Here is a 26,563-nt window from a genome sequence, read left to right as displayed (position 1 = left end):
CACGCTCATCGGCGCAACCTCGCCGCATCCTGGAGCAGCGCCGCGACCACCTGCTGGCGCAGCGGTATCCGGTCCGCCGGGAAGTAATTGACCATCACGTTACCACGCGAGTGCTTCGACGGATCGACCCAGGCGATCGTCCCCGCAGCGCCACCCCAGGCGTAAGTCCCCTTGCCCGGTCCGTTCGGCGTATCCGCGAGCACCACGGAACCGCCCGCGCCGAAGCCCATGTTGCTCCCCTGCGTTCCCCCGGTGCCGCCACCGACTCCGCCGAACACGACGCCCGCCGGCAGCAGGTTCGACGTCGCCAGCGCGATCGTCTCGGGCTTCATCACCCGCACGCCGTCGAGCGTCCCACCGTCCTGGATCATGTGCAGGAACCGGTCGTAGTCACGCGCCGACATCACCAGCCCGGCGCCGCCATACGGAAAGCTCGGCTTCTGGAGGAACACCGAGTTGGCCGCCGGATCGAGCGGCGTCCGCGTGTCGCCGACGAACGCATAGTTGGTCGCGAGCCGCCCGACCTCGCTCTGCGGCACCTGCCAGAAGCTCGACCGCATCTTGAGCGGATCGAACAGCCGCGTCTGCACGAACCGTTCGAAGCTCATGCCGCTCGCGACCTCGATCACGCGACCCATCACGTCGAGCCCGATCGAATAGCTCCACTTGGTGCCCGGCTCCGCGATCAGCGGCAGCGTCGCGACGCGGTTCGCGAACTCCTCGAGCGACTTCGGCCGAACGGGCCGCATCTTCTCTTCCATCGCCGCGCTGACCGACAGAGGCAGGATGCCGAGCCGCTCATATTCCTTGAGCAGCGGTCCCTTGGTGACGATAGTGTAGCCGAGCCCCGCGGTGTGCGTCAGCAAATTGCGGATCGTGATCGGCCGCACGGCGGGCCGCGTCGCAAGCGACGTGTCGGGGCTGGTCGCGACCTTCATGTCCTTGAACGCCGGGATATATTTGCTGACCGGATCGTCGAGGTTGAGCTTGCCGTCCTCGACCAGCATCATCGCCGACATGCCGGTGATGGGCTTGGACATCGAATAGACGCGCCACAGCGAGTCGGGGCCCGCCGCCGGAGCATTCGGGTCGTCACTGATCTTGCCCGCGGACGGGAATAGCGTCGGACCGTCCCCGGCCCCGAACGCACCGACGATTCCCGGCATCTTGTCCTGCGCGACGAGGCTGTCGAACAGCGCGGACGTGGCAGGCAGCAGCGCATTGACCGGGATCGTCATCCGCGGCGTCGGCCGAGCCTGCGGGCTCATTTGCGGACGTGGTTGCGCCTGTTGGGCATAAGCCGTGGCGGCTGCCAGCGCGGCAAGTCCGCCCGTCGAAATCCAATGCACCAATTTCATGCAGCTCTCCGTATGGTCTTGCTGGCCTTGGCGAAAACGGTCGGGAGCCCGGCGGTATCCAGCTCGTCGATCGGCCACCATTCGCTTGCCGTTGGAACGCGCGGTTGATGCGCCTCGACCGTCGCCACCGCAAGCGTCAGTTGCAGATCGAAATGCGTAAATCCGTGTGCGACGGTCGCGTCCAGCATCCGCCAATCCGCCTGCGCCGGCGCATCCTCGAAACCGGGGGGAACATCACCCCAAGGCCCGGTAGGAAACGCGCGCATCCCGCCGAGCAGACCCTTGTCCGGCCGTCGCACCAGCAACACCTGCCCGTCGCGCTCCAACCAGAATATCGTCCCGTACCGCTGGGGCTTGGCCGCCTTCTTCGCCTTCACCGGCAACCGCTCCGGCGCGCCCTGCTTGAAGCCTTCGCAAAACGCGCGGATCGGACACAGCAGGCACTTCGGCGCGCGCGTCGTGCAGATACCCGACCCCAGATCCATCATCGCCTGCGCGAAATCGCCCGCCCGAGCATCCGGCGTGATCGAGTCCGCCGCCACCCGAATCGCCGATCGCGCAGCCGGCAAAGGCGTCTCGATCGCGAACAATCGCGCGACCACCCGCTCGACATTCGCATCAACGACCACCGCCCGCTCGCCGAACGCGATCGCCGCCACCGCTGCCGCGGTATATGCGCCGAGCCCAGGCAGCGCACGCAGCTCCACCTCGGCCCGCGGAAACACGCCGCCATGCTCGGCGACCACGGCCTTCGCCGCCTTCACCAGATTGCGCGCCCGAGCGTAATACCCAAGCCCCGCCCACGCGGCCATCACATCGGCATCGTCCGCCGCCGCCAGACTCGCGAAATCCGGCCACCGCGCAGTCCACGCCAGGAACCGCGGCGTCACGGCCGCCACCGTCGTCTGCTGCAACATCACCTCGGACAGCCACACCCGGTACGGATCGACCGCCTCGCCCGGCTTCGCGCGCCACGGCAGGTCGCGACGGTGCGCGTCATACCAGTCGAGCAGGGCCCCGGAGACCGAAGAGCGCTTGGCGTTCACGCGTCGCCTATGGCATGGGTTCGCAGATGAGCAAGCCGCCCGTTTCTGTGCCTAAATCTGCGACGCCCAAGCCGTCGACGAAGCGCGTGAAAGGCAGGACCGATCCCGACGCCCCGCGCGAGAACCGCTCGCGCGCGGTCGCCGAGCTGTTGCCCGCGATCGGCGGCGCCGCGTTCCGGCGATTCGGCTTCGTCCAGTCGTCGATCGTCAGCCGCTGGCCCGAGATCGTCGGCGCGAAACTGGCGGGCGCGAGCATCCCCGAATCGATCCGCTTCCCGGTCGGCAAGAAGCAGGACGGCGTCCTGACCCTTACCGTCCGCGGCGCACACGCGCCGATGATGCAGCACATCGCGCCCGAGATCATCGAGCGCGTGAACCGCTTCTTCGGTTACGCCGCGATCGTGAAGGTCGCGATCCGCCAGGGCGAGGTCGCCGCGCCCGTCCCGCGCAAAGCACCGCCATCGATCCGCCCGGTCCCCGTCGATCTCGGTATGAGCCTGAAGGGCATCGCCGATCCGGAATTGCGCGCCGTCCTCGAATCCCTCGCCGCCGGCGTCGCCTCGACGCACGGCCTTCCCAGGATCAACTGATGCGCGTCTTGCTTGCCGTCTTCGCCCTCTTTCTGCTGACCGGTGCCGCGCCCAAGCGCGACTGGTCGCAGACCGCGCGCATCCTCCCCTCGGGCGCGTACCTGATCGGCAACCCCGCCGCCCGCGTGAAGCTCGTCGAATACGCCAGCTACACCTGCTCGCACTGCGCCGACTTCTCGGTGAAGTCCGAACCCGTGCTCAAGCGCCAGATGATCGCATCGGGCTCGACCAGCCTCGAATTCCGCCACTTCATCCGCGACCGGCTCGACCTGTCGGCGGCGATCCTCGCCCGCTGCACCGGCCCGAAAGGCTTCTCCGCCACCTCGTCCGCGATCTTCGCCGCGCAGCCGCAATGGCTCGAGCGCGGGATCGAATACCAGCAGGGCAACGCCGCGCGCCTGAACATGTACCCGGCAGCGGCCCAGATCCGCGCCAACGCCGACGGCTCCGGCCTGACCGCGATGGTTAAGGCGCGCGGGCTCTCGGACGCGGCGATCAACGCGTGTTTCGCCAACCAGCCCGAGATCGACCGCATCGTCAAACTGACCGCCGATGCGCCGAAGGAGATCGACTCGACGCCGACCTTCTACCTCAACAGCAAGATCGTACCCCATGTCGGCTGGGAACAGCTCGAACCCGCGCTCCGCAAGGCGGGCGCCCGTTAATTCACGTGATCCACTGGAGTAACCCGATGAAGTTCCTGACAACGCTCGCCGTCCTGCCGCTCGCGCTCGCCGCCTGCTCGAAGAACGATTCGACCGGCAACGTCGACCAGCCCGCCGCCGCACCAGTAGCAGCCGCCGCAGCCCCCGCCGGCCAGAACTGGACCGAGACGGTCGTGAAGACCCCCGAGGGCTATCTGATGGGCAACCCGAACGCGCCGATCAAGCTCGTCGAATACGGCGCGCGCTCGTGCCCGACCTGCGGCGCGTTCGGTCGCGAGGCGTACAAGCCGCTGACCGAGAAGTACGTCTCGACCGGGAAGGTCAGCTTCGAATTCCGCGACTTCCTCGTCCACGGCGCGCCCGACGTGGCGCTGACTCTGCTCGGCCAGTGCGGCGGCGTCGCACCGTTCTTCCCGATCCTCGAGCAGATGTACGGCAACCAGATCGCCTTCCTCGACAAGCTCCAGGCGATGACCCCCGACCAGCAGAAGGCGCTCGCCAACCAGCCGCCGACGGTCGTCGCGACCAAGCTCGCCGAACAGATGGGCGCGATCGATTTCGTCAAGCAGCGCGGGATCCCGGAAGCGAAGGCGCGCGCATGCCTGGCGGATCAGAAGCAGCTCGAAGTGATGGCCAAGCCGACCGAGAACGCGATGCAGGCCGGCACGGTGACGGGCACGCCGACGTTCCTGATCAACGACAAGAAGCTCGATCAGGTCGTGAGCTGGGATCAGATGGAGAAGGCACTGAAGGCGGCTGGGGCGTAAGCTAACCGCTCCACAAGTAATTACCACCCCGGCTAACTACCACCCCGGCGAAGGCCGGGGCCCAATTGGGGGACGTTGCTAACGGAGATCAGCACTTCGTTACCGCGACCTCTCCAATTGGGCCCCGGCCTTCGCCGGGGTGGAGGCAAGGGCGGTAAGCGTGCCCACGGGCAGCCCGCCCCCTTGTTCTCCCGCGAAGGCGGGAGCCCAGTCTGGGTCCCCGCCTTCGCGGGGACACAAGCTTTGCAGTTCGGGATAACAGCAACACTAGTCGTCGGGGGGCGCAAGAATGCAGATCAAGCGCCTCCGCATCACCGGCTTCAAGAGCTTCGTCGACCCCGCCGATCTCCGCATAGAACCCGGCCTCACCGGCGTCGTCGGCCCGAACGGCTGCGGCAAGTCGAACCTCCTCGAAGCCCTCCGCTGGACGATGGGCGAGGCCAGCGCGAAATCCCTGCGCGGCGCCGACATGGAAGACGTCATCTTCGCCGGCACCGCAACCCGCCCGCCGCGCGACTTCGCCGAAGTTTCGATCCTCGCCGAAATTGCTGGCGACGAGAGAGAGATCGTCCGCCGGATCGAACGCGGCGCCGGCTCCGCCTACCGGATCGACGGCCGCGACGTCCGCGCAAAGGACGTCGGCCTGCTCTTCGCCGACGCCGCCACCGGCGCGCACTCCCCCGCGCTCGTCAGCCAGGGCAAGATCGGCGCGGTCATCGCCGCCAAACCCGCCGACCGCCGCGCGATGCTGGAGGAAGCCGCCGGGATCGCCGGCCTCCACGTCCGCCGGAAAGACGCCGATGGAAAACTCCGCGCCACCGAAGCCAATCTCGCCAAGCTCGACGAGATCATTGCCGACCAGGACGCGCGCGCCGCGACGCTGAAACGTCAGGCCCGCGCCGCCGAACGCTACCGCCTCATCTCCGCGCAGATCCGCGTCGCAGAAGCGCGCACAGTGTTCGCCCGATGGCGCGAAGCCGCCACCGCAGCCGATGCCGCCAAGGCCGAAGCCGCCGCCGCCGAAACCCGCGTCCGCGCAATCACCGACGCCGAACGCGCAGCCGCCGCAGACCAGCACCGCGCGATCGAAGCCGTCTCCGCTGCCCGCACCGCAGCGCTCGCCGCGCGCGACCTGGTCGGCGACCTCGCCCACCGCCTCGCCGAGCTCAAAACCGAGAAGGCCAGCGTCGAGCGCAGGATCGCCGACCTCACCGATGCCCGCACCCGCATCGCCGACGACCGCGCGCGCGAAGGATCGCTCGCCAGCGACGCCGCCGCCGCGCTCGGCCGCCTCGCCGACGAGGGCAAGGCGCTCGACACCGCGATCGCCCATGCCACCGCCGCGATCCCCGATCTCGACGCAACACTCGCCGAAACCGAACGCAGCGCCCGCGACGCCGAAGTCGCGCTGGCCCAGGCGCTCGCCACGCAAGCCCGCGACGCCGCCGAAGTCCGCGTCGCCAGCGCAGCCCTCGCCGCCGCCCGCACCCGCGCCGACCGCGCCAACCGCGATGCCGCCCAAATCGCCGCCGCCCTCCGCGCCCTCGGCAACCCCGCGCCGCTAGCCGCAGAGCGCGAAACCGCCGCCGAAGCCCGACGCGCCGCGACCGCCGCAGCAGAATCCGCCCGCCAAGCCATCACCCAGGCAGACACCGAAGAAGCCGCCGCGACCAGCGCACGAGACGCCGCCGAAACCACCCGCGCCACCGCCCGCGCAGACCTCGCCGCGATCGACAGCGAAGTGACGGCGCTCACCAAGGCAACGCAGCGCAGCGGCCGCGATCGGCTGCTCGACCATGTCTCGGCCAGCACCGGCTACGAACGCGCACTCGCCGCAGCACTTGGAGACGATCTCGACACCGGCCTAGACGCATGGGCCGGCGCCAAGCCCCGCGAAGACGACCCCGCCCCGCCCGCCGACGCCGAACCGCTGGCAAAGCATGTCGACGCGCCCCCCGCCCTGGCCCGCAGGCTGGCGCAGGTCTTCGTCGTCGCCACCGACGGCCAGCAACACCTCGCCGTCGGCCAGCGCATCGTCACCCGAGACGGCCAGCTCCGCCGCTGGGACGGCTTCACCGCAACCGGCACCGGCGCGGCGGCTGCCGAACGCCTCGTCCGCCGCAACCGCCTAGCCGCGCTCCAGGCCGCCCGCCCCGTCGCAGCCAAGGCGCTGGACGACGCCGAACGAACCCGCGCCGCGATCGACGAGCGGATCGCCCAGGCTAGAGGCCAGTCACAAACCGCCCGCGCCGCCCTGCAACGCGCCGAAACCGCCGCGCGCGACGCCCTCCGCCAGGAAGACCGCGCCGCCGCCGCGCTCGAACGCCTCGCCACTCAGCGCGCAGACCTCGACGTCCGCGCGCACCGCATTGCCGACGACGTCGCCGACGCGCACGCCGACCACACCCGCGCCGAAGCCGCGATGGCCGCCGTCCCCGACGGCACCGCCAACGCGCGCCAGGTCGCCACGCTCCAGTACGACGCCGAACGTGCCCGCACCGCCGTCGCGCAGGCCCGCGCCGATCGCATCGCGCTCGACCGCAGCATCGCCACCCACCGCGAACGCCTGTCCGCCGCCCAAGCCGACACCCGAAGCTGGCGCGCGCGCGCCGGTGAAGCCGCCAAACGCATCGCCGCCATGGACGCGCGCGAAACTACGCTCGGCACCGACCTCGCCGCGATCGCCGCACGCCCCGACGCCCTGGACGCTGAAATCGAGGCGCTCGACATTGAACACCAGGAAGCGCGCACAACCGCCGACGCGCTCCTCGGCACCGAACGCACCGCGGAAACCGCCGCCCGCACCGCCGACGACGCCCACCGCGCCGCCACCGAAGCGCTCGCCGTCGCCCGCGAAGCCCGCGCTGGCGCGGTCGCCCGCGTCGAAAACCACGAAGCGCGCCGCCTCGATCTCGGCCGCCTCTCGGGCGAGCGCTTCCAATGCCCCGCCCCCGTGCTCCCCGAGCGCCTCGGATTCGCGGTCGCCGACGTCCGCGCGCCAGCCGAAGAGTCCGCCACGCACGACCGCCTCACCACCGACCGAGAGCGGATCGGCCCGGTCAACCTCGTTGCCGAAACCGAACTCGCCGAACTCGAAGAGTCCGCGCGGAGCAATGCGGTCGAGCGCGACGAACTCGGCCAGGCGGTCAACCGCCTGCGCGGCTCGATCGGCACGCTCAACCGTGAAGGTCGCCAGCGCCTGCTCGCCGCGTTCGAGGCGGTGAACGGCCATTTCCAGCGCCTATTCACCACGCTCTTCGACGGAGGCGCCGCGCACTTGGAACTGATCGATTCCGACGACCCGCTCGAAGCCGGCCTCGAAATCATGGCGCAACCACCCGGCAAGCGCCTCCAGTCGCTCACCCTCCTGTCGGGCGGCGAGCAGGCGCTGACTGCGGTCGCACTGATCTTCGGCCTGTTCCTCACCAATCCCGCGCCGATCTGCGTCCTCGACGAGGTGGACGCGCCGCTCGACGATGCGAATATCGAGCGTTTCTGCGACCTGCTCGACCGCATGTCCCGCGACACCGACACGCGCTATCTCGTCGTCACGCACAACGCCGTCACGATGAGCCGCATGCACCGCCTGTTTGGCGTAACGATGATCGAACGCGGCGTCAGCCGGCTGGTCTCGGTCGACCTGCAAGCCGCGACCGGACTCATTGCAACGGCGTAGGGAGACAATCCCCGTTCGCGACGTTGACCCTCGATGTTCCTCGACGAATCCAGCATCTGGCCACGCAAGGAGGATCTGCCTCCGCGCAAGCCCGTGTATCGGCACGAGAAGGCGCTGACCCGCCTGATCTTCGTCTATCTCTTCCTGTTACTGGTCCTGCCCGTGAGCCTCGGCGGCATGGTCGACCTGATCCGCTATCTGTTCGACTGACTTTCGGGTGTCCTACACAACCCGATCCTGCCACCGTCGTGAATCCGCAATCGTCCACGTCTTGGCCTAAGTGCAGACATCGGAAAAATGCTCCCAGCGTCTGCACTTTGTGCACTTCCGGCATCGGGGCCGACCCGAAAGGCGTCCAGTACAACGACATAGCGACAAGTTGATCTCCATCACTCGACACCCCTTTTTGCGGAACGTAAGACGAACGAATGGCCCAACTCGACACCCGTGAAAAGCTCGAGATCCTCGCCGATGCAGCCAAATACGACGCATCGTGCGCATCGTCGGGCACGACCAAGCGCAATTCGAAGGACGGCAAGGGGCTCGGCTCGACTGAAGGCATGGGCATCTGCCACGCCTATGCGCCCGACGGCCGCTGCATCTCACTGCTGAAGATCCTACTGACCAATAGCTGCATCTTCGACTGCCATTACTGCATCAACCGCAAGAGCTCGAACGTCCGCCGCGCGCGCTTCACGGCGAAGGAAGTCGTCGATCTCACCATCGCCTTCTACAAGCGCAATTATATCGAAGGCCTGTTCCTATCGTCGGGCATCATCGCGTCGTCGAACTACACGATGGAGCAGATGGTCGAGGTCGCGCGGAGTTTGCGCGAGGACCACCATTTCCGCGGCTACATCCACCTCAAGACGATCCCCGACGCCGATCCCGAACTCGTCCACCAGGCCGGGCTGTACGCGGACCGCGTCTCGATCAACGTCGAACTCCCGACCGCAAACGGCCTGAAGCGTCTCGCCCCCGAGAAAGACGGCGTTCGCATCGAAACCGCGATGGCCGAGGTGAAGGCGTCGATCATCGACGGCAAGGACGCCAAGGCCAGGTACAAGTCCGCGCCGCGCTATGCCCCTGCCGGCCAGTCGACCCAGATGATCGTCGGCGCAGATGCTGCAACGGACGGCGACATCGTCCGAAAGGCATCGACCCTGTACGACCGCTTCGGCCTGCGCCGCGTTTACTACTCCGCGTTCAGCCCCATCCCCGACGCGAGCGCGGTCCTCCCGCTGCAACGCCCGCCCTTGATGCGCGAGCACCGTCTGTACCAATCCGACTGGCTGATGCGCTTCTACGAATTTCAGCCGCACGAAGTCGTCGCCGCCGCCGACGACGCAACCGGCATGCTCCCGCTCGACATCGACCCCAAGCTCGCCTGGGCGCTCAAATTCCGCGGATCTTTCCCGGTAGACGTCAACCGCGCCCCCCGCGAAATGCTCCTCCGCGTCCCCGGACTCGGCGTGAAGGCAGTCAACGGCATCCTCACCAGCCGCCGCTGGCGCCGCCTGCATTTGGCGGACATCGCCCGGCTGACCGTGTCGGTCGCCAAGCTCCGCCCCTTCATCATCGCCGAAGACTGGCGCCCGGTAGCTCTGGCGGACAAAGCCGAACTCCGCCCGATCGTCGCCCCGAAACCCAAGCAAATGGAAATGTTCGCGTGAACCCCGCGCGCATCCTGCCCCCCTCCCTGAAAGGGAGGGGTTGGGGGTGGGTCGGCCCGAGGCTTACGCGGCATTCCCTCGAAAGCAACCAGCCCCCTCCCTTCCAGGGAAGGAGGTAAAGATGCGCGTCGTAACCCTAACCGAACCCGACGACTTCGACGGCTGGCGCGACGCCGCGCGTGGCCTGATCGCCGAGGACGTCCCCCCCGACGACGTCGTCTGGCAAGTCGGCGACGAACCCGTCGACCTGTTCGCAACCGTCGCCGAACCCGCCCCTGCCCCGCCCCCCGGCGCGTTCTCCGTCCCCCGCGCCTTCATAGACCTAGCCCGCAGCGCCATCCTCGGCAGCGACCCAGAACGGTTCGCCCTGCTCTACACGTTGCTTTTCCGCCTCCGCCGCGAACAAAAACTGATCGAGGACCGCGCCGATCCGCTCGTCCGCCGCCTCGACAGGATCGCCAAGGACGTCCGCCGCGACATCCACAAGATGCGCGCATTCCTGCGTTTTCGCGAGGTCGAGGAGGACGGCGGAACCCGCTTCGTCGCGTGGTTCGAGCCCGACCACCATATCGTCCGCGCCAACGCCGCGTTCTTCGTCAACCGCTTCGCCAGCATGCGCTGGTCGATCCTGACGCCCGAGGTCTCGATCCACTGGGACGGCAAGGCGCTCAGCGAAGGCCCCGGCGCAAGCAAGACCGACGCCCCAGATGGCGACCCGACCGAGGAAGTCTGGAAGACCTATTACGCCAGCATCTTCAACCCGGCGCGCGTGAAAATCGGCGCCATGCTGAAGGAGATGCCGAAGAAATACTGGAAGAACATGCCCGAAACCGCGCTGGTGCCGGGCTTGCTTGCAGCGGCGCAAGCGAGGGAGAGCGGCATGTTCCAAAAGGCGCGCGACACGGTCGGCGGCAACAGCCTGATCGCATGGGAAGCCCTGCGCGACGAGGCCGCCGGCTGCACCCGTTGCCCGCTCTACAAGCCGGCGACGCAAACCGTGTTCGGCGAAGGCCCGGTCGACGCCCCACTGATGTTCGTCGGCGAACAACCCGGCGACCAGGAGGACATCGCCGGCCGCCCGTTCGTCGGCCCCGCCGGCCAGATGTTCGACAAGGCGATGGCCGAAGCCGGCGTCGATCGCTCGCGCGCGTACGTCACCAACGCGGTAAAGCATTTCAAGTTCGAACAACGCGGCAAACGCCGCATCCATGCCAAACCTGGGGCGGGTGAAATCGACGCCTGCCGCTGGTGGATCGAACAGGAACAGATGCTGATCAAGCCGAAGGTGACCGTGGCCCTCGGCGCGACGGCGGCGCGGTCGTTGTTCGGCAAGGTGATGACGATCGGCCGGGAGCGCGGGCGTGCGCTGCAGCTGCCCGATGGCGGCGAGGCCTGGATCACGGTGCATCCGAGCTATCTGCTGCGGCTGCCGGACCCAGCGCAGGCGGCGGAGGAATATGCGCGATTCGTCGAAGATCTGCGGACGGTAGGCGGTCGGATCAACTAATCCTCCCCGGCACGGGGAGGGGAACCGCGACGTGCAGCGGCGGGGTGGAGGGGGTTCTCCACGCACGATACACTCCGGGTGATCCCCCTCCACCAGCTACGCTGGTCCCCCTCCCCGTACCGGGGAGGATTACATGGCGTTCGGTTCTGGTCCCAACCGGCCAGCAGGATCGTCGAGCGCATCGATCGCGGCCATGTCTTCGTTATCCAGCGTCAGGTCGAGCGCTGCAAAATTGTCTGCCAGATGCTCGGCATCCGACGCCTTCGGGATGACCGAAAAGCCGTTTGCCAGATGCCATGCGAGGATGACCTGCGCCGCACTTCGCCCATGCTTGTCCGCAATCCGGACGATCGCGCCGTCCTGCAACAGCGTCTTGCCCTGACCCAACGGGCTCCAGCTCTGCGTCACGATGCCGTGCGCTTCATGATACGCATGCTGTTCGCGCTGCTGAAAATTCGGGTGGAGTTCGATCTGGTTGACCGCCGGCGTCACGCCGGTCTCAGCGACAATCGCGTCGATATGCTCGGGCAGGAAGTTCGACACGCCGATCGACTTGGCCTTCCCGGCATCACGCAGCGCGATCATCGCCTTCCAGGCTTCGACATACTTGTCCTGCTTAGGCACCGGCCAATGCATCAGGTACAGGTCGACCGATTCGACACCGAGCAGCGCAAGGCTCTCGTCCATCGCCGCTTCGGCGTCGCCCTGTCGGTCGTTCCAGAGCTTGGTCGTCAGGAACGCGTCAGAGCCCTTGTAGCCGTCACCGACGCCACGTTCGTTCTCATAGACCGCGGCGGTGTCGACCAGCCGGAAGCCGATATCGAGCCCGGAGCGGACGATCGCCGCGGCCTGGCTGTCGGGGATCTGCCACGTGCCCATGCCAAGCTGGGGCATCGTGCGGCCGTCGTTGAGTGTAAGATCTGTCATGCCGCAAACAGCGCACGACACGGCCGGCGGTTCCGATTGGCTCTTCCCTTCCGCGCCCGGTTCGCGCAATCGACCGAGCCATGTTCGAAAAGATCCTGGCCGTGCTGGCCACCTTCACGATCGGCGTCATCTCGTCGGGTGGCTATGTCGGCATCGCCCTGCTCATGGCGATCGAGAGCGCGTGCATCCCGCTGCCGTCCGAAATCATCATGCCGTTCGCCGGCTACCTCGTCTCGACCGGGCGGTTCGACCTGTATCTCGCCGCCACCGCGGGCGCGATCGGGTGCAACCTCGGCTCGATCGTTGCCTACGAGATCGGCAAGCGCGGGGGCCGGCCGATGGCGGAGCGTTGGGGCCGCTATCTGCTAATCGGACCGGGCGAGCTCGATGCGGCCGATCGGTTCTTCGCCCGCTGGGGCTCGATCGCCGTGCTGATCGGGCGCCTGCTGCCGGTGATCCGCTCGTTCATCGCCTTCCCCGCCGGCGTCGCGCGGATGAAGCTGGTGCCGTTCCACGTCTACACCTTCGTCGGGTCGTGGCCGTGGTGCTTCGGGCTGGCATGGGTCGGCATGAAGCTCGGCGATAAGTGGGACAGCGATCCGCGCGTGAAAGCTGCGTTCCACAGCGCCGACCTGCTGATCGGCGTGGTCCTGATCGCTCTCGTCGGCTTCTACATCTGGCACCGCGTGCGTGGTCTGAAGCGCCACCCTTAAGTCTCTCGAGGGTAACCGCGACGCTTCGCCAGCGCACGCAGATCGTCGTCGCGGGTCGGGGCGAGCGCCCGCACGCGACGCCGATAGCCCGCGACGATCTCGGCACCGGCTTTCTCCGGTGATCCGCTGTCGAACGGCGGTGCTGGATCATATTCGAGACCCAGCTGGACCGCCTTGGCATGCGCCTCGCCGCGGATCATCGCGGTCAGCGTCAGGGCGAAGTCGATCCCGGCTGTGACGCCGCCGCCGGTGACGCGGTTACGGTCGACCACGGTGCGCGCGTCGACCGGGATCGCGCCGAACAGCGGCAGCATGTCGCGCTGCGCCCAGTGGCACCCGGCACGATAGCCGTCGAGCAAGCCCGCCGCACCGAGGATCAGCGATCCGGTGCAGACGCTCGTCACCCACGTCGCCTCGGCCCCGACCGCCTGGACCCACGCCATCGCTTCGTCGTCGGCAATCACGTCGTTGGTTCCGAAGCCGCCTGGGACGCACAGGATGTCGGCGCGCGGGACATCGGCGAAGGTCGCGGTCGGCAGGATCGAGAAGCCGGCGTCGGTCGGGACCGGATCGAGCGTCTTCCAGACGAGATCGAGCCGAGCGTTGCCGAGCCGAGACAGGACCTGCGCGGGGCCGGTCAGGTCGAGCTGGGTCACGTTCGGGAACAGCAGGAAGGCGATGCTGAGCGGTTTAGTCATGCCATTGCGCCTTGCGATGGGCTCTCACGATCGAAAACCGCGACATCGCTCCGGATTGGCTTAACTCGCTGACAAACAACGCGAGTCCGGCACCGAGCAAGGAGCGCGCTCAACCGAAGTGCAGAAAGTGCAGACGCTGGTGCAGCATTTTCGTCGGCACCCGACGCACCGTAGGGGGCGGTTTTAGCGAACGCGCTTCGGATGGTTGCCGACGTCATTCGCGCATCATGCCATCCCCTCTGCCTGTAGGACAGTTACCTCGGGAACAGCGCGCGCGGGTATCAGGCGAACAGCCATGTCCCGAGCATGCGCCCGAACGGGAAGGTGAACACGCCCGCGATGAGCAACGCGCCGGTGACCATCCCGCGCACGCTGGTGCGGTGCCGTGCAAGGTCGTGCGCGCGTGCCGACCACCAGATGATCGGGACCTGGACGAGCGTAAAGATCGACAGGAGGTGGATGATGCCAAAACCACCCGTGCTGGTCCGGATGCCGAACGAGGCGAGCGCGGTGGCGAGCATCGCGACGACCCAGATCGTGCCGAGCGCGCGGTGCGGACGGTCGCCGCGTTTGCGCAGGAGCATGAGGGGGGTCAGCGCGAGCGCGACGAGGATGGTGGCGAGGTGGAACCAGACGATCGTCGGGACCTCCGGCCAGTGCGGGCGGCCGCGGATCAGCGCGGTCATGACGGCGGCGAGGAGGAGGATCGCGGCGTAGGCGAGAAGCTTTTCGTAACCGTCGGCAGCGATCGGTCGCAGACGGGTTTTTCGTTTTCCGAGTGTTAGTGCCATTCGTGCCCCCTTGTATGTCCCAGGGGGACGGTACGGGGTGCGCAGCGCGGAAGCCAAGGGGCATTTGTGCCGCCGACCTCGCCAGGGTCAAAACGTGCCCCCCTCCCTGGAAGGGAGGGGTTGGGGGTGGGTTGGCCTGCTGGTGCCACTGACTGAGCCGCTTGCGGAACCCGCCCCCCCCCTGCCCCTCCCTTCCAGGGAGGGGTGAGTAGCAGAACTGTTTCTCGAATTTCTTATGGGAGGACGGGGACTTCCGCTGCTCGCGTCTTGTTCTCCAGCCGCGATTCCCGCACCCGCTGGCCGAAGCAGCCAGTGGCGCCGCCTGCGCCGACCGCGGAGCAGCTGCCGATGGTGTTCACGCCTGACCCGGCGTCCATCGTGCCTTGGGCCTTGGTCGCCCAGCTGGCATTCTCGGGCGTGACGACGAACTCGCGGAGTTCCTTGGGGACGCGGTATTGCTCCTGCGCGCTGCGGCGGACGCAGACGACGATCTCTTCGCCGTTCTGGTTGGTCGGGCAGCGTTCGTTGCCGAACAGGGTGAGCACGCCGTTGACGGGCGCGCTGCGCGAGACTTCGCCAGGGGCAGAGATCGTGTTCGGCTTGCCGGTAGCGCCGGGCAACGCCGGGGCCAGCGTCGGCGCTTTGGCGGGCAGTTGTGCGAGCGTCGGCGGCGCGCGGCGCACGGGTTGCAACGTCTGCGCCACCGCAGGTCCGGCGACGAGCAACGCCGCCGCAAAAAGCATTTTCATACGCATCACTCCCACAATCCGTATTCTCATCTCAAACGTCGCATCTCAGATCCGCTTGGCGGTAGCGATCGCGACCTTGCAACCGAGCCGGATCGCCGCGCTCAGTACGGGATAACCCGGTGTTTCCTCGGCCCCAGCCGCAATCGCAGTCGCCTTGTGCTCGAGTTCCTCAGCCTGAAAATCGAGGATCGCTGCGGATAGCTCGGGATCGCTGGCGCCAAGCTGAACGAGCTGTTCCTCGTAATGCTTGTCGATCTCGGTCTCGACCGCGGCGGTGCACGCCATCGCCGCCCGCGGGCTGATCGCCGCGGTCACGGCGCCGAGCGCGAAGCCGGCGACTTTCCAGATCGGCTGCAGCACCGTCGGGCGCACGCGGCGATCGACGATCATCTTGTCGAAGAACGCGCGGTGCCGCTCTTCCTGCTGCGCCATGTGATGGATCGAGCGCGATGCCGGGTGACGATCGCCGAGCACGGCAAGCTGGCCCGCATAGATGCGGATCGCGCCGTATTCGCCGGCCTGGTCGACGCGGATCATCGAATCCGTCGCCCGCTTGGCGTCTCCTGGCTTCCAGCCGCTCATCTCGTCTTCCTCATGAGTGCGAATATGGTGAACGCACCGACGAGGGAAAAGATCGCGTTGAACCCGGCGAGCGAAATGCCGAGCAGCTTCCACTGCGGCGAATCGCAGCGCACCATCGGCGCGTTCATGATCGCGGCGAGGCGCTCGGCAGCGGTCGTGCCGGCCATCGAGACGGTCGTGGTGCAGGCGGTGAACCCGTTCCACCAATGATATTCGACGCCGGCATGCGCGACGCCGATCAGCCCGCTCAGCCCGATCAGCACCCCGGCGATGATCACCAGCGATGCCCTTAGCGACCGTCCGGGAACGAAGAACGTCGCGCCCGCGATCAGCACCGCGGAATAATGCGGCCAGCGCTGCCAGTGGCACATCTCGCAAGGATATAGACCGCCGAGATATTGCGAGCCGAGCGCACCGAGCAGCAGGAACGCGGGCAGCAGGAGCGCGATGGCGCGCGCGATCTCTTCGTTCTTGGTCATGCCCAACCCGCGACGCACGCTCACTTGGTGGCTGCCTTGGCGGCGTCGGCATCAGGCTTGATCGGGCGCGGCTTGGTCGCGGCGGCAACCTGGGTCGGGCCGCCGAGACGCGCGACGGTCTTCAGCGCGTAATAGAGCTGGAAGTCGTCGATGCCCTGCTTCTTCAGCTGATCGGGCGTCTGCGAGAAGCGCGGGTCGGTCTTGGTATCCTCCTCGAGCACCGCGTTGTCGGCCTTCACCTCGTTGATCAGGTGTTTCCGGAGGTCGGCCTCGCGGAACACCGGGCGCGACTTGTAGTCGGGATCGGTGAGCTGCGGCACCTTGATGTCGGGCTCGATTCCGCCCTCCTGCACCGATCGGCCGGACGGCGTGAAGTAGCGCGCGGTGGTCAGGCGGAGCGCGGTCTGGGGCCCGAGCGGGAGCACGGTCTGGACCGAGCCCTTGCCGAAGCTGCGCTCACCCATGATCAGCGCGCGGTGATGATCCTGGAGCGCGCCGGCGACGATCTCGGAGGCGGACGCGGTGCCGGGATCGGTGAGGACGACGACCGGCAGGCCGTGCGCGTCGTCGCCGGGTTTGGCATAATAGCGCTCGATATCGGTCTTCTCGCGGCCGCGCTGCGAGACGATCTCGCCGTGATCGAGGAATGCGTCGCTGACCTCGATCGCCTGCGTCAGCAAGCCGCCGCCATTCTCGCGCAGGTCGACGACATAGCCGAGCGGGCGGTGGCCGAGCGACTTGTCGATCGCCATGATCGCCGCGCGGGTATCGGCGCCGGTGTTCTCGCTGAAGGTGTTGATGTTGATGTAGCCGACGTCGCCGCGGACTTCCCACTTCACCGGCTTCTGGACGATGATCTCGCGCATCATCGTCACGTCGAGCGGCTTGTCGCGGCCCGGACGGACGAGGCCGAGCGTGATCTTGCTGCCCGGCTTGCCGCGCATCTTGCCGACCGCCTCGTCGAGCGAATCGCCGTAGATCAGCTTGCCGTCGATATGCGTGATGTAATCCCCGGACTTGACGCCAGCGCGGGCCGCGGGGGAGTCCTCCTGCGGGGAGACGACCTTGATCGCGCCGTCCTCCATCTGCACCGTGAGGCCCAGGCCGCCGTAGTTGCCTTCGGTCATAATCCGGAGGTTCTCGTAGTCGAGCGCGTCGACATACGAGCTGTGCGGATCGAGGCTGGCGAGCATGCCCTGGATCGCGCCCTTGATCAGCGTCTTGTCATCGACCTTGTCGACGTAATCCGCCTTCACGCGGTTGAACACGTCAAGGAACTGGTCGAACTCGCGATACGTGTCGGTGTCGACCGCCGCCATCGCCGAGGTGGCAAGCGGGATCAGCGTCAGCGCGCCGACGATCGCGGTCGCGGCAAGGAACGGGGTACGCAGTATAGGACGAGGCATCGATGGTCCTGCAACCTGAGAAAAGACGTGTCGTACGGTCGTGACGGCGTAGCGTAGCGGAACGCTGGCGGCAACGCGCTGAGCAAAGCGGGGCCGGGGTTAATAGTGGCTGACTGCGGGGTGACCGTGGGGGCGGCACGTACCCCACGATGCTCCGTCATGCCGGGCTCGTTCCGGCATCCACGGTTCCACACACTCGACCGAATTTGATTAGTGGAAAGGTGGCCTACTGAGCCCGTCGGCGCTTATCCCCCGTCAAACATGTCACGGTCATTCCCGCGCAGGCAGGAACCCATACTGGCGAATCTCGCGAAATAATCGCAACCGTTTGAGCATCTGGGTCCCCGCCTCCGCGGGGATGACGGAGCATTACATGTCGTGGAGGATATGTGCCGAAACCGTCCGGCGTGACGGGGTGTCTTGGTCAGGTCCAGATCCGACTCACTTCCCAGCCGTCAGTTGTCAGTTGATCAACGAAGCTACGTCGACGGGCCGCCCCCGGCGCCGGAGTTCGACGGTGATGCGGGGGTCTTCGCTGGGCGCGGTGCCGAGCGGCGCACCCATCACTACGTGGTCGCCAGACTTGGCGGTGGTTGCGGCGAGGCCCGTCACGAGACTTGTCCAACCGTCGGCGTGGTCGACGATAACGATCATGCCGTAGTCGCGGAAACGGCGGGCGTAGCGGACCGTGCCGGCTGCGGGGGCGACGACGCGCGCGCGGGGGGCGGTGGCGAAGGTCAGGCCGCGCGATCGGACGCCGGAGTCCGAAACCTCGTCGAAGCCGGTGACGAGCCTGCCCGCTACGGGTGTGCGATACACGCCACGCGGAGGCGCCGGGGGCGTGGTGCCGGGCGCGATCGGGCGGGGGATCGGGCCGGCGAGCGCGATCAGGCTGGCCGCCGTCGCCTGGGCGATGGTAGTGGTGGCCATGCCGTCGACCAGATCGCGCGCGCGTTCGCCGAGCGCGAGTGCGCGATCGGACTCGCTGAGCGCACCGCGGCCGAGCGACTGGCTACGCTGGCGATGGCGCGCTTCGAGGGTAGCAAGCGCAACGCGGTCGCTCTCGAGGCGCGCGCGACCGTCTGCCAAGGCCTTGGCGGCGAGCGTGGCGCTGGCTTGCAGGCGACGTGTTTCGACGAGTTCGGTGCGGACGACTTCGGTGCGGTGGCGGACTACGGGAAGCGCGCTGCCGAGCACTGCGCGGACGTGGACCAGGTCGTCGACCGATCCCGGCTGCGCGACCGCGACGATCGTCGGGCGGCGAGCCAGCGATTGCAGCGCTGCGAGGAGCCGGGCGACCGGGCCTTGCGCGCGGCCGAGCTTGGCGCGTTGATCGGATAGCAGGCGCTCTACCAGCGTTACGCGCGCACTTGCGGTGGCTAGGTTCGCTTCGGCGGCGGTCACGCGCGCAGCGAGCGCCTGTTCTTCGCGGCGCGCCTTGTCGGCGGCGTTGCGCTCCTGCGTGGCAGCAGCGGCGAGCTTGGCGGCGCGGGCGGCGGCGAGCGCGGCGTCGCGTTTCGCCGCGACCAGACGTTGCTGCTCGGTCGCCAGTTCAGGCGCGTCAGTCTGTGCGGTTACGCCCGCCGCCGCGAACAGCGCCGCGATCGCGAGAACGCCCCCTACCCTCATGCGTCACCCTTCGCGGTGATAGGGGTGGTTGGCAAGGATGCTGGTGGCGCGGAACAGTTGTTCGGCGAGCATCGCGCGGGCGAGCAGATGCGGCCAGGTCGCGCGGCCGAACGAGAAGAGCAGGTCCGCCTCGTCGCGCGCCGCGTCGTCGAAGCCATCGGCGGCGCCGATCATGAACCGTGCCTCGCGCACGCCGCCGTCACGCCAGCGCTCGAGCTTTTGCGCGAACTGCGTCGAGGACAACGTCTCGCCCTTCTCGTCGAGCAGGATGCGTTTGGTCTGCTCGCCGACCAGCGGGATCTTGCCGCCGGTGTCGGGGAGCTCGCTGACCTTGGTCGGCCAGACGATCCGCTTCAGATAGCGGTCGACGAGGTCGGCCTCGGGCGAGCGCCCGATCCGACCGCGGGCGACGATGTGGAGCAGCACCGCCGCCTCGGGATCTAGTCTTCGTCGGTGAAGGTCGGCACGGGCGGCGGCGCCGGCGCGTCGCCGAATGCCCACATCCGCTCCAGATTGTAGAAGCTGCGGACTTCGGGGCGGAACAGGTGGACGATGACGTCGGTCGCATCGATCAGCACCCAGTCAGCCGTGGGGAGCCCCTCGATCTTCACCGGGCGCTTGAACTCGGCCTTGATCCGCTCGGCCAGCTTCTGCGCCATCGAGGCGACCTGGCGGGTCGAACGACCGCTGGCGATCACCATGTAGTCGGCGATGCTGGTCTTGCCCGCGAGCGGGATCGAGATGGTCTCGACCGCCTGGTCGTCGTCGAGCGACGCGAGGATCAGGCGATGCAGCGCCTCAACCTCTTCGGGGTCGGTCGCGCGAGGGGCAGTAGGGGAAGTGGCCAAGTCAGCTCCTGGGTAAGACTACCGGACCAGCAACGTGCTGAACCCAGTCGGGATTTTTGGCACGCAGGCCGGTTGCGGAGGTCGGGTCGGGTCGGAAGCGCAACAGCACCAGGGCCGGCAATCTCCACGTCGTCCAGCTCTTCGCATGGTCTGTGCGCCGTTGGAAGCGCCGCAGCCAACCCATCGCGGGGGCCGCGAGGGCGCGCCCGTCATATCCCGGACGCGCGATTACCGCAATCGGAACCTCGCGGGCGATCTGGCGCCAGTTCTTCCACCGGTGGAAGTCCGCGAGATTGTCCGCGCCCATCAGCCAGATGAACCGGACCTTGGGGTAGCGGCGCTTGAGGTTTCGGATCGTGTCGAGTGTGTAGCGGGTGTGGAGCCGCGCCTCGATATCGGTCGCGCGGATCGGCGCGCGGCGCGCCATGCGTCGCGCCGAGGCGAGGCGCGCGGGGAGCGGCGCCATGTCGTTGGCCGCATCCTTGAGCGGGTTGCCGGGGGATACCAGCCACCACGCCTCGTCGAGCGCAAGCGCATCGATCGCCGCGAGCGTGATGCCGCGGTGGCCGCGGTGGGCGGGGTTAAACGACCCGCCGAGAATGCCGACGCGGGTCAAACCTTGGGCAAGCAAAAGCTGATGCTGGAAAGCCGAGGCGAGCAAAACATCGACCGACGGTATGACCGGATTCGTCGGTTATCAACACGGCAGCGCGCCCGGCGCCTCAGTTGCAGGGGAAACGCTTCGCCAGCACTCGCGCGTACCCGTCCTTGAGCGGACGCTTCTGATCGGCGGCGGGGAGTTGCGACAGGCCGTCGAGCATATCCATGATGCCGACCGACTCGCCCTCCGGCACGCAGGCGATCGGCGGCTTGCCCGCGGCGGCGCGCGCGGCGCGATCCGCCTTCAACTGCGTGGTCGCCGCCTTGGCTTCCGCCTTTAGCACAGGCAGATCGGGCGACACCAACGCCATCGGCCCCTGATCGCGAAGCGCGTTGGCGCGAGCGAGAAAGGTCTGGACGGTCATCGCCGCATTTGCCGGGACGGCGGCCGCGACGATCGTCGCGGCGGCGATCAGAGCCACGGGAAATGATTTGGGCAGATACGACATGGGCAGCCTTTCCGGAGAAAGACTGCCCATACACATCAATGGCTTACGCCTCAATGAACCGATCCGCGACGAACCGATCAGGCGCCGAGCGGCGACGGCGTACCGAACGGACCGTTCGGGCGGCGCGTCTTGGGGATCGATGTCCCCGCACGTGGTACGGTCGATGCCTTCGCCCCCGGATCCGGACGATCGATATCCTCACCGGCGATCAATTGCTTGATCTCGTCGCCAGTCAGCGTCTCGAACTCGAGCAGCGCGCCGGCCACGGTATGGAGCTGGTCAACGTGATCGCTCAGCACCTGCTTGGCGCGGTCGAGACCACCTTCGACGATCCGCTTGATCTCGTCGTCGATCAGCTGCGCGGTCTGGTTCGACATCCGCGACGGACGGCTCGACGAGTAACCAAGGAACGACTCGCCCTCGGGCTCACCATATTCGAGCGGGCCGACCTTGTCCGACATGCCCCAGCGCGTGACCATGTCGCGCGCCAGACCCGTGGCGTACTGGATATCGCCCGACGCGCCGCTCGAGACCTTGTCGTAACCGAAGATGACTTCCTCGGCGACGCGGCCGCCCATCGACACCGCGAGGTTCGCGTACATCTTGTCGCGGTGATAGCTGTACGAGTCGCGCTCAGGGAGACGCATGACCATGCCCAGCGCACGACCACGGGGAATGATCGTCGCCTTGTGGATCGGATCCGACGCAGCCTCGTGCATCGCGACGACGGCATGGCCGGCCTCGTGATACGCGGTCATCCGCTTCTCGTCGTCGGTCATGACCATGCTGCGACGCTCTGCGCCCATCATGACCTTGTCCTTGGCCTCCTCGAACTCGGCCATCGCCACCAGACGCTTGCCCTTGCGCGCCGCATGCAGCGCCGCCTCGTTGACGAGGTTGGCGAGATCGGCACCCGAGAACCCAGGCGTACCGCGAGCGATGACGCGGGCGTCGACGTCGGGTGCGAGCGGCACCTTCTTCATGTGCACTTCGAGGATCTTGATACGACCCTCGATATCCGGCCGCGGCACGGTGACCTGGCGATCGAAGCGGCCCGGACGCAGCAGCGCGGGGTCGAGCACGTCGGGACGGTTGGTCGCGGCGATGATGATGATGCCTTCGTTCGCCTCGAAGCCGTCCATTTCGACCAGCAGCTGGTTCAGCGTCTGCTCGCGCTCATCATTGCCGTTGCCGAGACCGGCGCCGCGATGACGACCCACAGCATCGATTTCATCGATAAAGACGATGCACGGTGCGGACTTCTTCGCCTGCTCGAACATATCGCGGACACGGCTCGCGCCGACGCCGACAAACATCTCGACGAAATCGGAACCCGAGATCGTGAAGAACGGCACGCCAGCCTCACCCGCGATCGCGCGGGCGAGCAACGTCTTGCCGGTACCAGGCGAGCCGACCAACAGCGCGCCCTTGGGGATCTTGCCGCCGAGGCGGGCGAACTTGGTCGGGTCCTTCAGGAACTCGACGATCTCCTCCAGCTCTTCGCGAGCCTCGTCGATGCCGGCGACGTCCTGGAAGGTGACCTTACCCTCCTTCTGCGTCAGCATCTTCGCGCGGCTCTTGCCGAAGCCCATCGCGCCCGAGCCAGAGTTCTTCTGCATCTGCTTCAGCACGAAGAACGCGATGCCGAGGAACAGCAGGAACGGCAGCGACTGATACAGGAGCAGCGCCAGCATCGACGGCCCCTCTTCGGGCTTCGCGCTGATCGCAACGCCCTTCTCGCGCAGCTTCGGCACGAGCGTCGAGTCCTGGATCGGGTACGACTTGAACTTCTCGCCCGACGACAACGTGCCCGAGATCATGTCGCGCGAGATGTTGACGTCCTTGACGGTGCCCTCGTCGACCTTGTCGAGGAACGCCGAATACGCGATCGTGTTGCCGCCCGACGTGGCCGTACGGCCGTCGAACATGGTTACGAACAGCGCCAGCGCGAGCAGGATGCCGACCCAGATCAACAGGCTCTTCATCCAAGGATTGCCGCCGCCGCCATTGTCAGGACCGCCGTTGCCGGGGCCCTGGGGCTTCTGCCCGCGGTTCTCGTTGTCGTTCATGGGTGCACGATACCTTTCAGCGCACAAGATAAGCGCGCGCAGGTTAATGGCAATGGAACAACGCGCGACTTGCGTTGATCAGTGTGAACGGGCGGTCACGTCACCCGACGTAGAGGCTCTTGCTTGGACGTGAACGCAGGTCAGTCGGGAACGCGGGTCAGTCGATAAGGCGGCGGGGCGGGGCCTCGCGGAACCGCCAGACATCGCCGCGGACGCTGGCGATGATGCCGGCCTGAGTCGTGCGCTTGCCGGTCGTGAGCGAGTCGAGCAGCTTTTCGATGTTGGCGGCTTCGGTCCATTCGGGCGCGACGATGCCGGCCTCGGCGCGGACCGTGCCGATCGCGCGACGGGCGAGACGGCGGAGAATTTCGCGGGGCAGATTCTCGACCGCGAGCTTCACCTCGCCGCCGCCGACCTTGGCGCGCTCGGTCCATATCCAGTCGACCATCGCGCGGACGTCGGTGTCGGTCTCTGCCAGCGCGGCGGCGGCGCGTGCGAGGTTGGGCGTGCCGAGCCATTCGTTCTCCCCGAGCAACCGGCGGAACCGCGTGCGATCATGGCGGTCGTCATGGTTCGAGGGATCGTCCAGGAACGGAACCTCGGCACGACGGACGATCGCGCGAAGTTCGGCGCGGCGCCAATCGAGCAACGGACGAATCACGATGACGCCGTTGACGTGGGTGCGCGCCCGCACGCCGGCGAGTCCCGCAAGTCCGGAACCGCGGGCGGCGCGCATGAGGAAGGTCTCGGCCTGATCGTCGGCGTGATGCCCGGTGACGAGAGCCCCCGCGCCGATCGCGCGGGCGTGCTCCGTCAGCAGCGCATAGCGCGTGGTGCGGGCTTGCGCCTGGATGCTGGCACCGGTGATCGGTTCGCTCGGCGCGAGCGTGGCGTGAGAAATGCCGAGCGTTGCGCAATACGCGGCGACCATCGCGGATTCCTCGACCGCTTCGGGGCGGAGGCGGTGGTCGATGCTGGCGACCGTGAAGCCGGGGGGAAGCGATTCATGCGCGAGGGTGAGCATCGCCATGCTGTCGGGGCCGCCGGATACCGCGAACAGCGGGTTGGTGATGTCGCCGGCGAGCCGCGCGAAGTCGGCGGCGAAGCGACGGCCTTCTTCGGTCATGCGGCGGGGGCCCTGACCGTCGAGCGGTCGCTACCCCGGCGGAGGCCGGGGCCCAATTGGCGAGCGGTAATGACTGAGCGCAGCCCGCCGTTACGCTGGCCTTCCCAATTGGGCCCCGGCCTCCGCCGGGGTGGTGCTGATGTGCGGAATGAGGTCACGAGCACACGATCACGCACGAGCATGAATACATCGCTTACTTGCACTTCGCCGCGCTGCGTCCGGCAGCGACCTGCCCCTTCATCGCCGCGGCCATCTTGGCGCCGTAGACGTCGTTCAGCTCGTCATACACCTTGCACGCATCGGCAGGCTTGTTGAGCTTGGTCAGCGCTTGGCCGAGGTACAGCAGGCTGTCGGGCGCGCGCTCGCCATCGGGCATCTTCTTGTAATTGTCGTAGAACGCCATCGACGCGAGGCTCGGCTTGCCCTCGTCGAGATACGACCGACCGAGCAGATTCTGTGCATAGCTGGCGCGCTTGCTCTTGGGATAGTCCGCGACGACCTTCTTCAGCTGCGCCTCGGCCTGCGGGTATTGCTTGGCCGCCCACAGTCGATAACCATACATATAATCGTCTTCCGCAGCGTCGCCGGTGGACGGCTTCTCGACCGACACCTTGGTCGGTGCCGGCGTAGCGGTTCCCGGCTTGGCCGCCGTATCGGGCCGCGGTGTCGGGCGCGAAGGACCGCCGTTCGACGCGTCGTCAGGCTCGATCGGACCGCCCGCCGCGATCGGCGCGGGGCCGGTTTCGAGTGCCTTCAGCCGCGCGTCGTTGGTGCGCCGATAGCTGTCGAACGCATCCTGCAACTGGCGCACGCGGTTCTGGTTCTGCTCGATCTGCTCGGTGAGCGAGGTCATCTGCTGTTCGAGCGAGGTGACGCGCTGCGTCACGTCGATGATCGCGCTGTTCGCGGGCGAGCCCGGACCGGGGCCCTGTTCGCCTTGCGGCGCACGGACCTCGGGCTGGAGCATCTGGCCTGCGCCACCGGGAAACACCTTGCGCTGCACCGCGCGCATCTCGCTCTCGAGCTTGCCGACGCGGCCTTCGACGTTCTGCGCCTGCGCGGTCGCCGGCAACAGAGCCGCGAGGCAGACGCCGACCAGAATTGACTTACGCATGGGCCACGCCCCCCGGTGAATTGGTTAATCGTCCGGGTATAGCTACACTACCCCTCCTGTCGCCAGCCTTAAGACCCTGGCGATGCCTGCCGTTGCTCACGGATTCGTGGTCGCCCGCGCGGGGGTCTCGGCCGAGTCGAGGTTCGCACGCTGCGTTTCGCTGAGCGGACGGCGGAGCGTATTCGGCCGACGTGAACGCGATCGCTCGGTGGTCGCGGACGAGGCCGTTGGCGTGTCCTGTGGCTCGGGTGTTCCCGCGATCCGCGCGGCGATCGCCGTCGCACCGACGGGAACGTCCTTGATCGCACGCTCGCCGGTACCGAGCGCCGGCGCCGCGGCGCCATTGAGTGTCACCGCCAGCTTGTCGGCACGACCGATATTGATCTTCGGGTCCTTCGCCTCGCGCGGCACATCGAACTTCTCGCCCGGCTTCATCGTCCCCAGATACAGCGTCTTGTTATCGGCGTCGTAGATCCGCATCCAGACCTCGTCCGAAGCGGTCAGCGTCACCTGCCCGTTGGCCGGGGTCGGCGCCGAGGGGACGGACTGCGCGGTCTTCGCCGCTGGCGCTGCCGGAACCTGTGCGACGGATACGTCGGCGGGCGATGTCCGCGATCCGCGGAACATGTCGGTGCCGTACCAGAGGCCGACCAGTACGAGCACGGCGATCGCGATCCCGAGCGCGACGATCGTGATCCCGCGCGACGGCACGCGCGATGGGTCGGTCATCTCATACGGTTCGTATTCGGGCGTCCGGCGGCCGAGCTTGGCGACGTCTTCGCGGACCATCTGTGCAATCCGCACCTCATCGACGCCGACCGCGCGCGCATAGGCCCGCGCGAAACCGATCGCATAGGTCGCGGACGGCAATACGCTATAGTCCGAAGCCTCGATCGCCTCGAGATGGCGGAGCGGTACGCGGGTCCGCGTCGCGATATCGGCAACGCTCAACCCCTGCGCCTCGCGTGCGGTACGAAGAATGTCGCCAGCACGCTCGGTCGGAGCGGGCACAGCGTTCTGGCCGGGTTCGACCTCGTCCAT

26 protein-coding genes are annotated in these 26,563 nt (G+C 67.3%); 8 read left to right on the top strand and 18 right to left on the bottom strand.

Going from position 1 to position 26,563, the window contains the following annotated elements:
- Positions 1-5: 5 nt before the first annotated feature.
- Both C8J47_RS02435 and mutY read right to left on the bottom strand, forming a co-directional pair.
- Positions 6-1,358, bottom strand: coding sequence for a serine hydrolase (locus C8J47_RS02435; RefSeq protein ID WP_121884290.1), 1,353 nt, complete (start codon positions 1,356-1,358; stop codon positions 6-8).
- Complete coding sequence (gene mutY, locus C8J47_RS02430) at positions 1,355-2,404, bottom strand: A/G-specific adenine glycosylase (protein ID WP_259467317.1); 1,050 nt, start codon at positions 2,402-2,404, stop codon at positions 1,355-1,357. Before mutY ends, C8J47_RS02435 begins: the two co-directional genes overlap by 4 nt.
- A gap of 26 nt (positions 2,405-2,430) precedes the next feature.
- Between mutY and C8J47_RS02425 the strand changes: the two genes are divergently transcribed.
- The 7 genes from C8J47_RS02425 (at position 2,431) to C8J47_RS02400 (ending at position 11,282) form a co-directional block, all read left to right on the top strand.
- A complete protein-coding gene (locus C8J47_RS02425) occupies positions 2,431-2,994 on the top strand; it encodes a DUF721 domain-containing protein (protein ID WP_121884709.1) in 564 nt (187 codons plus the stop codon).
- Entirely contained in the window at positions 2,994-3,659 is a 666-nt protein-coding gene (locus tag C8J47_RS02420; RefSeq protein ID WP_121884289.1) for a thioredoxin domain-containing protein, read from the top strand. The genes C8J47_RS02425 and C8J47_RS02420 overlap by 1 nt, the downstream gene beginning before the upstream one ends.
- A gap of 26 nt (positions 3,660-3,685) precedes the next feature.
- Positions 3,686-4,426 (top strand): thioredoxin domain-containing protein, encoded by a 741-nt coding sequence (locus tag C8J47_RS02415; RefSeq protein WP_056051660.1) that lies wholly within the window; start codon positions 3,686-3,688, stop codon positions 4,424-4,426.
- Positions 4,427-4,715: 289 nt separating this feature from the next.
- Positions 4,716-8,102 (top strand): chromosome segregation SMC family protein, encoded by a 3,387-nt coding sequence (locus C8J47_RS02410; protein ID WP_121884288.1) that lies wholly within the window; start codon positions 4,716-4,718, stop codon positions 8,100-8,102.
- Between the two features lie 33 nt (positions 8,103-8,135).
- Entirely contained in the window at positions 8,136-8,312 is a 177-nt protein-coding gene (locus C8J47_RS19075; protein ID WP_183128995.1) for a hypothetical protein, read from the top strand.
- A gap of 218 nt (positions 8,313-8,530) precedes the next feature.
- Positions 8,531-9,775, top strand: coding sequence for a putative DNA modification/repair radical SAM protein (locus tag C8J47_RS02405; protein ID WP_121884287.1), 1,245 nt, complete (start codon positions 8,531-8,533; stop codon positions 9,773-9,775).
- Between the two features lie 121 nt (positions 9,776-9,896).
- On the top strand, positions 9,897-11,282 hold the full coding sequence (locus tag C8J47_RS02400; RefSeq protein ID WP_121884286.1) for a UdgX family uracil-DNA binding protein: 1,386 nt from the start codon (positions 9,897-9,899) through the stop codon (positions 11,280-11,282).
- 129 nt (positions 11,283-11,411) lie between these two features.
- On the opposite strand, the gene C8J47_RS02395 is transcribed toward C8J47_RS02400, so the two are convergent.
- Positions 11,412-12,209 carry an aldo/keto reductase gene (locus tag C8J47_RS02395; protein WP_121884285.1) on the bottom strand — a complete coding sequence of 266 codons (798 nt, stop codon included), beginning with the start codon at positions 12,207-12,209 and terminating at the stop codon, positions 11,412-11,414.
- A gap of 80 nt (positions 12,210-12,289) precedes the next feature.
- Here C8J47_RS02395 and C8J47_RS02390 point away from each other — a divergent pair, with 80 nt between their 5' ends.
- Complete coding sequence (locus C8J47_RS02390; protein WP_056051668.1) at positions 12,290-12,922, top strand: DedA family protein; 633 nt, start codon at positions 12,290-12,292, stop codon at positions 12,920-12,922.
- Here the strand turns inward: C8J47_RS02390 and C8J47_RS02385 are convergent.
- From C8J47_RS02385 to C8J47_RS02315, 15 genes are all read right to left on the bottom strand, one after another.
- Positions 12,919-13,620, bottom strand: a complete 702-nt coding sequence (locus C8J47_RS02385; protein ID WP_121884284.1) for a DJ-1/PfpI family protein — start codon at positions 13,618-13,620, stop codon at positions 12,919-12,921. The two genes, C8J47_RS02390 and C8J47_RS02385, sit on opposite strands and share 4 nt — an antisense overlap.
- A gap of 281 nt (positions 13,621-13,901) precedes the next feature.
- A complete protein-coding gene (locus C8J47_RS02380) occupies positions 13,902-14,411 on the bottom strand; it encodes a DUF2306 domain-containing protein (RefSeq protein ID WP_056051671.1) in 510 nt (169 codons plus the stop codon).
- A 233-nt stretch (positions 14,412-14,644) separates the two neighbouring features.
- The gene (locus tag C8J47_RS02375; protein ID WP_121884283.1) at positions 14,645-15,160 is read right to left on the bottom strand and encodes a hypothetical protein; all 516 of its coding nucleotides are present in this window, start codon (positions 15,158-15,160) and stop codon (positions 14,645-14,647) included.
- Positions 15,161-15,205: 45 nt separating this feature from the next.
- Complete coding sequence (locus tag C8J47_RS02370; RefSeq protein WP_056051676.1) at positions 15,206-15,742, bottom strand: demethoxyubiquinone hydroxylase family protein; 537 nt, start codon at positions 15,740-15,742, stop codon at positions 15,206-15,208.
- Entirely contained in the window at positions 15,739-16,221 is a 483-nt protein-coding gene (locus C8J47_RS02365; protein WP_056051678.1) for a disulfide bond formation protein B, read from the bottom strand. Before C8J47_RS02365 ends, C8J47_RS02370 begins: the two co-directional genes overlap by 4 nt.
- 20 nt (positions 16,222-16,241) lie before the next feature.
- Positions 16,242-17,627 (bottom strand): S41 family peptidase, encoded by a 1,386-nt coding sequence (locus tag C8J47_RS02360; protein ID WP_121884282.1) that lies wholly within the window; start codon positions 17,625-17,627, stop codon positions 16,242-16,244.
- 462 nt (positions 17,628-18,089) lie between these two features.
- Entirely contained in the window at positions 18,090-19,256 is a 1,167-nt protein-coding gene (locus C8J47_RS02355; RefSeq protein WP_121884281.1) for a murein hydrolase activator EnvC, read from the bottom strand.
- 3 nt (positions 19,257-19,259) lie between these two features.
- Positions 19,260-19,682 carry a 23S rRNA (pseudouridine(1915)-N(3))-methyltransferase RlmH gene (locus tag C8J47_RS02350; protein WP_121884280.1) on the bottom strand — a complete coding sequence of 141 codons (423 nt, stop codon included), beginning with the start codon at positions 19,680-19,682 and terminating at the stop codon, positions 19,260-19,262.
- 14 nt (positions 19,683-19,696) lie between these two features.
- Positions 19,697-20,104, bottom strand: coding sequence for a ribosome silencing factor (rsfS, locus tag C8J47_RS02345; protein ID WP_056061225.1), 408 nt, complete (start codon positions 20,102-20,104; stop codon positions 19,697-19,699).
- A 1-nt stretch (position 20,105) separates the two neighbouring features.
- Positions 20,106-20,735, bottom strand: a complete 630-nt coding sequence (locus tag C8J47_RS02340; protein WP_259467316.1) for a nicotinate-nucleotide adenylyltransferase — start codon at positions 20,733-20,735, stop codon at positions 20,106-20,108.
- 91 nt (positions 20,736-20,826) lie between these two features.
- Positions 20,827-21,186 carry a hypothetical protein gene (locus C8J47_RS02335; protein ID WP_259467315.1) on the bottom strand — a complete coding sequence of 120 codons (360 nt, stop codon included), beginning with the start codon at positions 21,184-21,186 and terminating at the stop codon, positions 20,827-20,829.
- Positions 21,187-21,290: 104 nt separating this feature from the next.
- Positions 21,291-23,282, bottom strand: a complete 1,992-nt coding sequence (ftsH, locus tag C8J47_RS02330; RefSeq protein WP_056051689.1) for an ATP-dependent zinc metalloprotease FtsH — start codon at positions 23,280-23,282, stop codon at positions 21,291-21,293.
- A gap of 157 nt (positions 23,283-23,439) precedes the next feature.
- Complete coding sequence (tilS, locus tag C8J47_RS02325) at positions 23,440-24,408, bottom strand: tRNA lysidine(34) synthetase TilS (RefSeq protein ID WP_121884278.1); 969 nt, start codon at positions 24,406-24,408, stop codon at positions 23,440-23,442.
- A 193-nt stretch (positions 24,409-24,601) separates the two neighbouring features.
- Positions 24,602-25,522 carry a tetratricopeptide repeat protein gene (locus C8J47_RS02320; RefSeq protein WP_121884277.1) on the bottom strand — a complete coding sequence of 307 codons (921 nt, stop codon included), beginning with the start codon at positions 25,520-25,522 and terminating at the stop codon, positions 24,602-24,604.
- A 96-nt stretch (positions 25,523-25,618) separates the two neighbouring features.
- Complete coding sequence (locus C8J47_RS02315; protein WP_121884276.1) at positions 25,619-26,563, bottom strand: helix-turn-helix domain-containing protein; 945 nt, start codon at positions 26,561-26,563, stop codon at positions 25,619-25,621.

The sequence above is a fragment of the Sphingomonas sp. PP-F2F-G114-C0414 genome (assembly GCF_003688595.1).
Taxonomy (GTDB): Bacteria; Pseudomonadota; Alphaproteobacteria; order Sphingomonadales; family Sphingomonadaceae; genus Sphingomonas.
The sequence above is the reverse complement of the archived record's forward strand: the minus strand, read 5'-3'. Positions and strand labels throughout refer to the sequence as shown.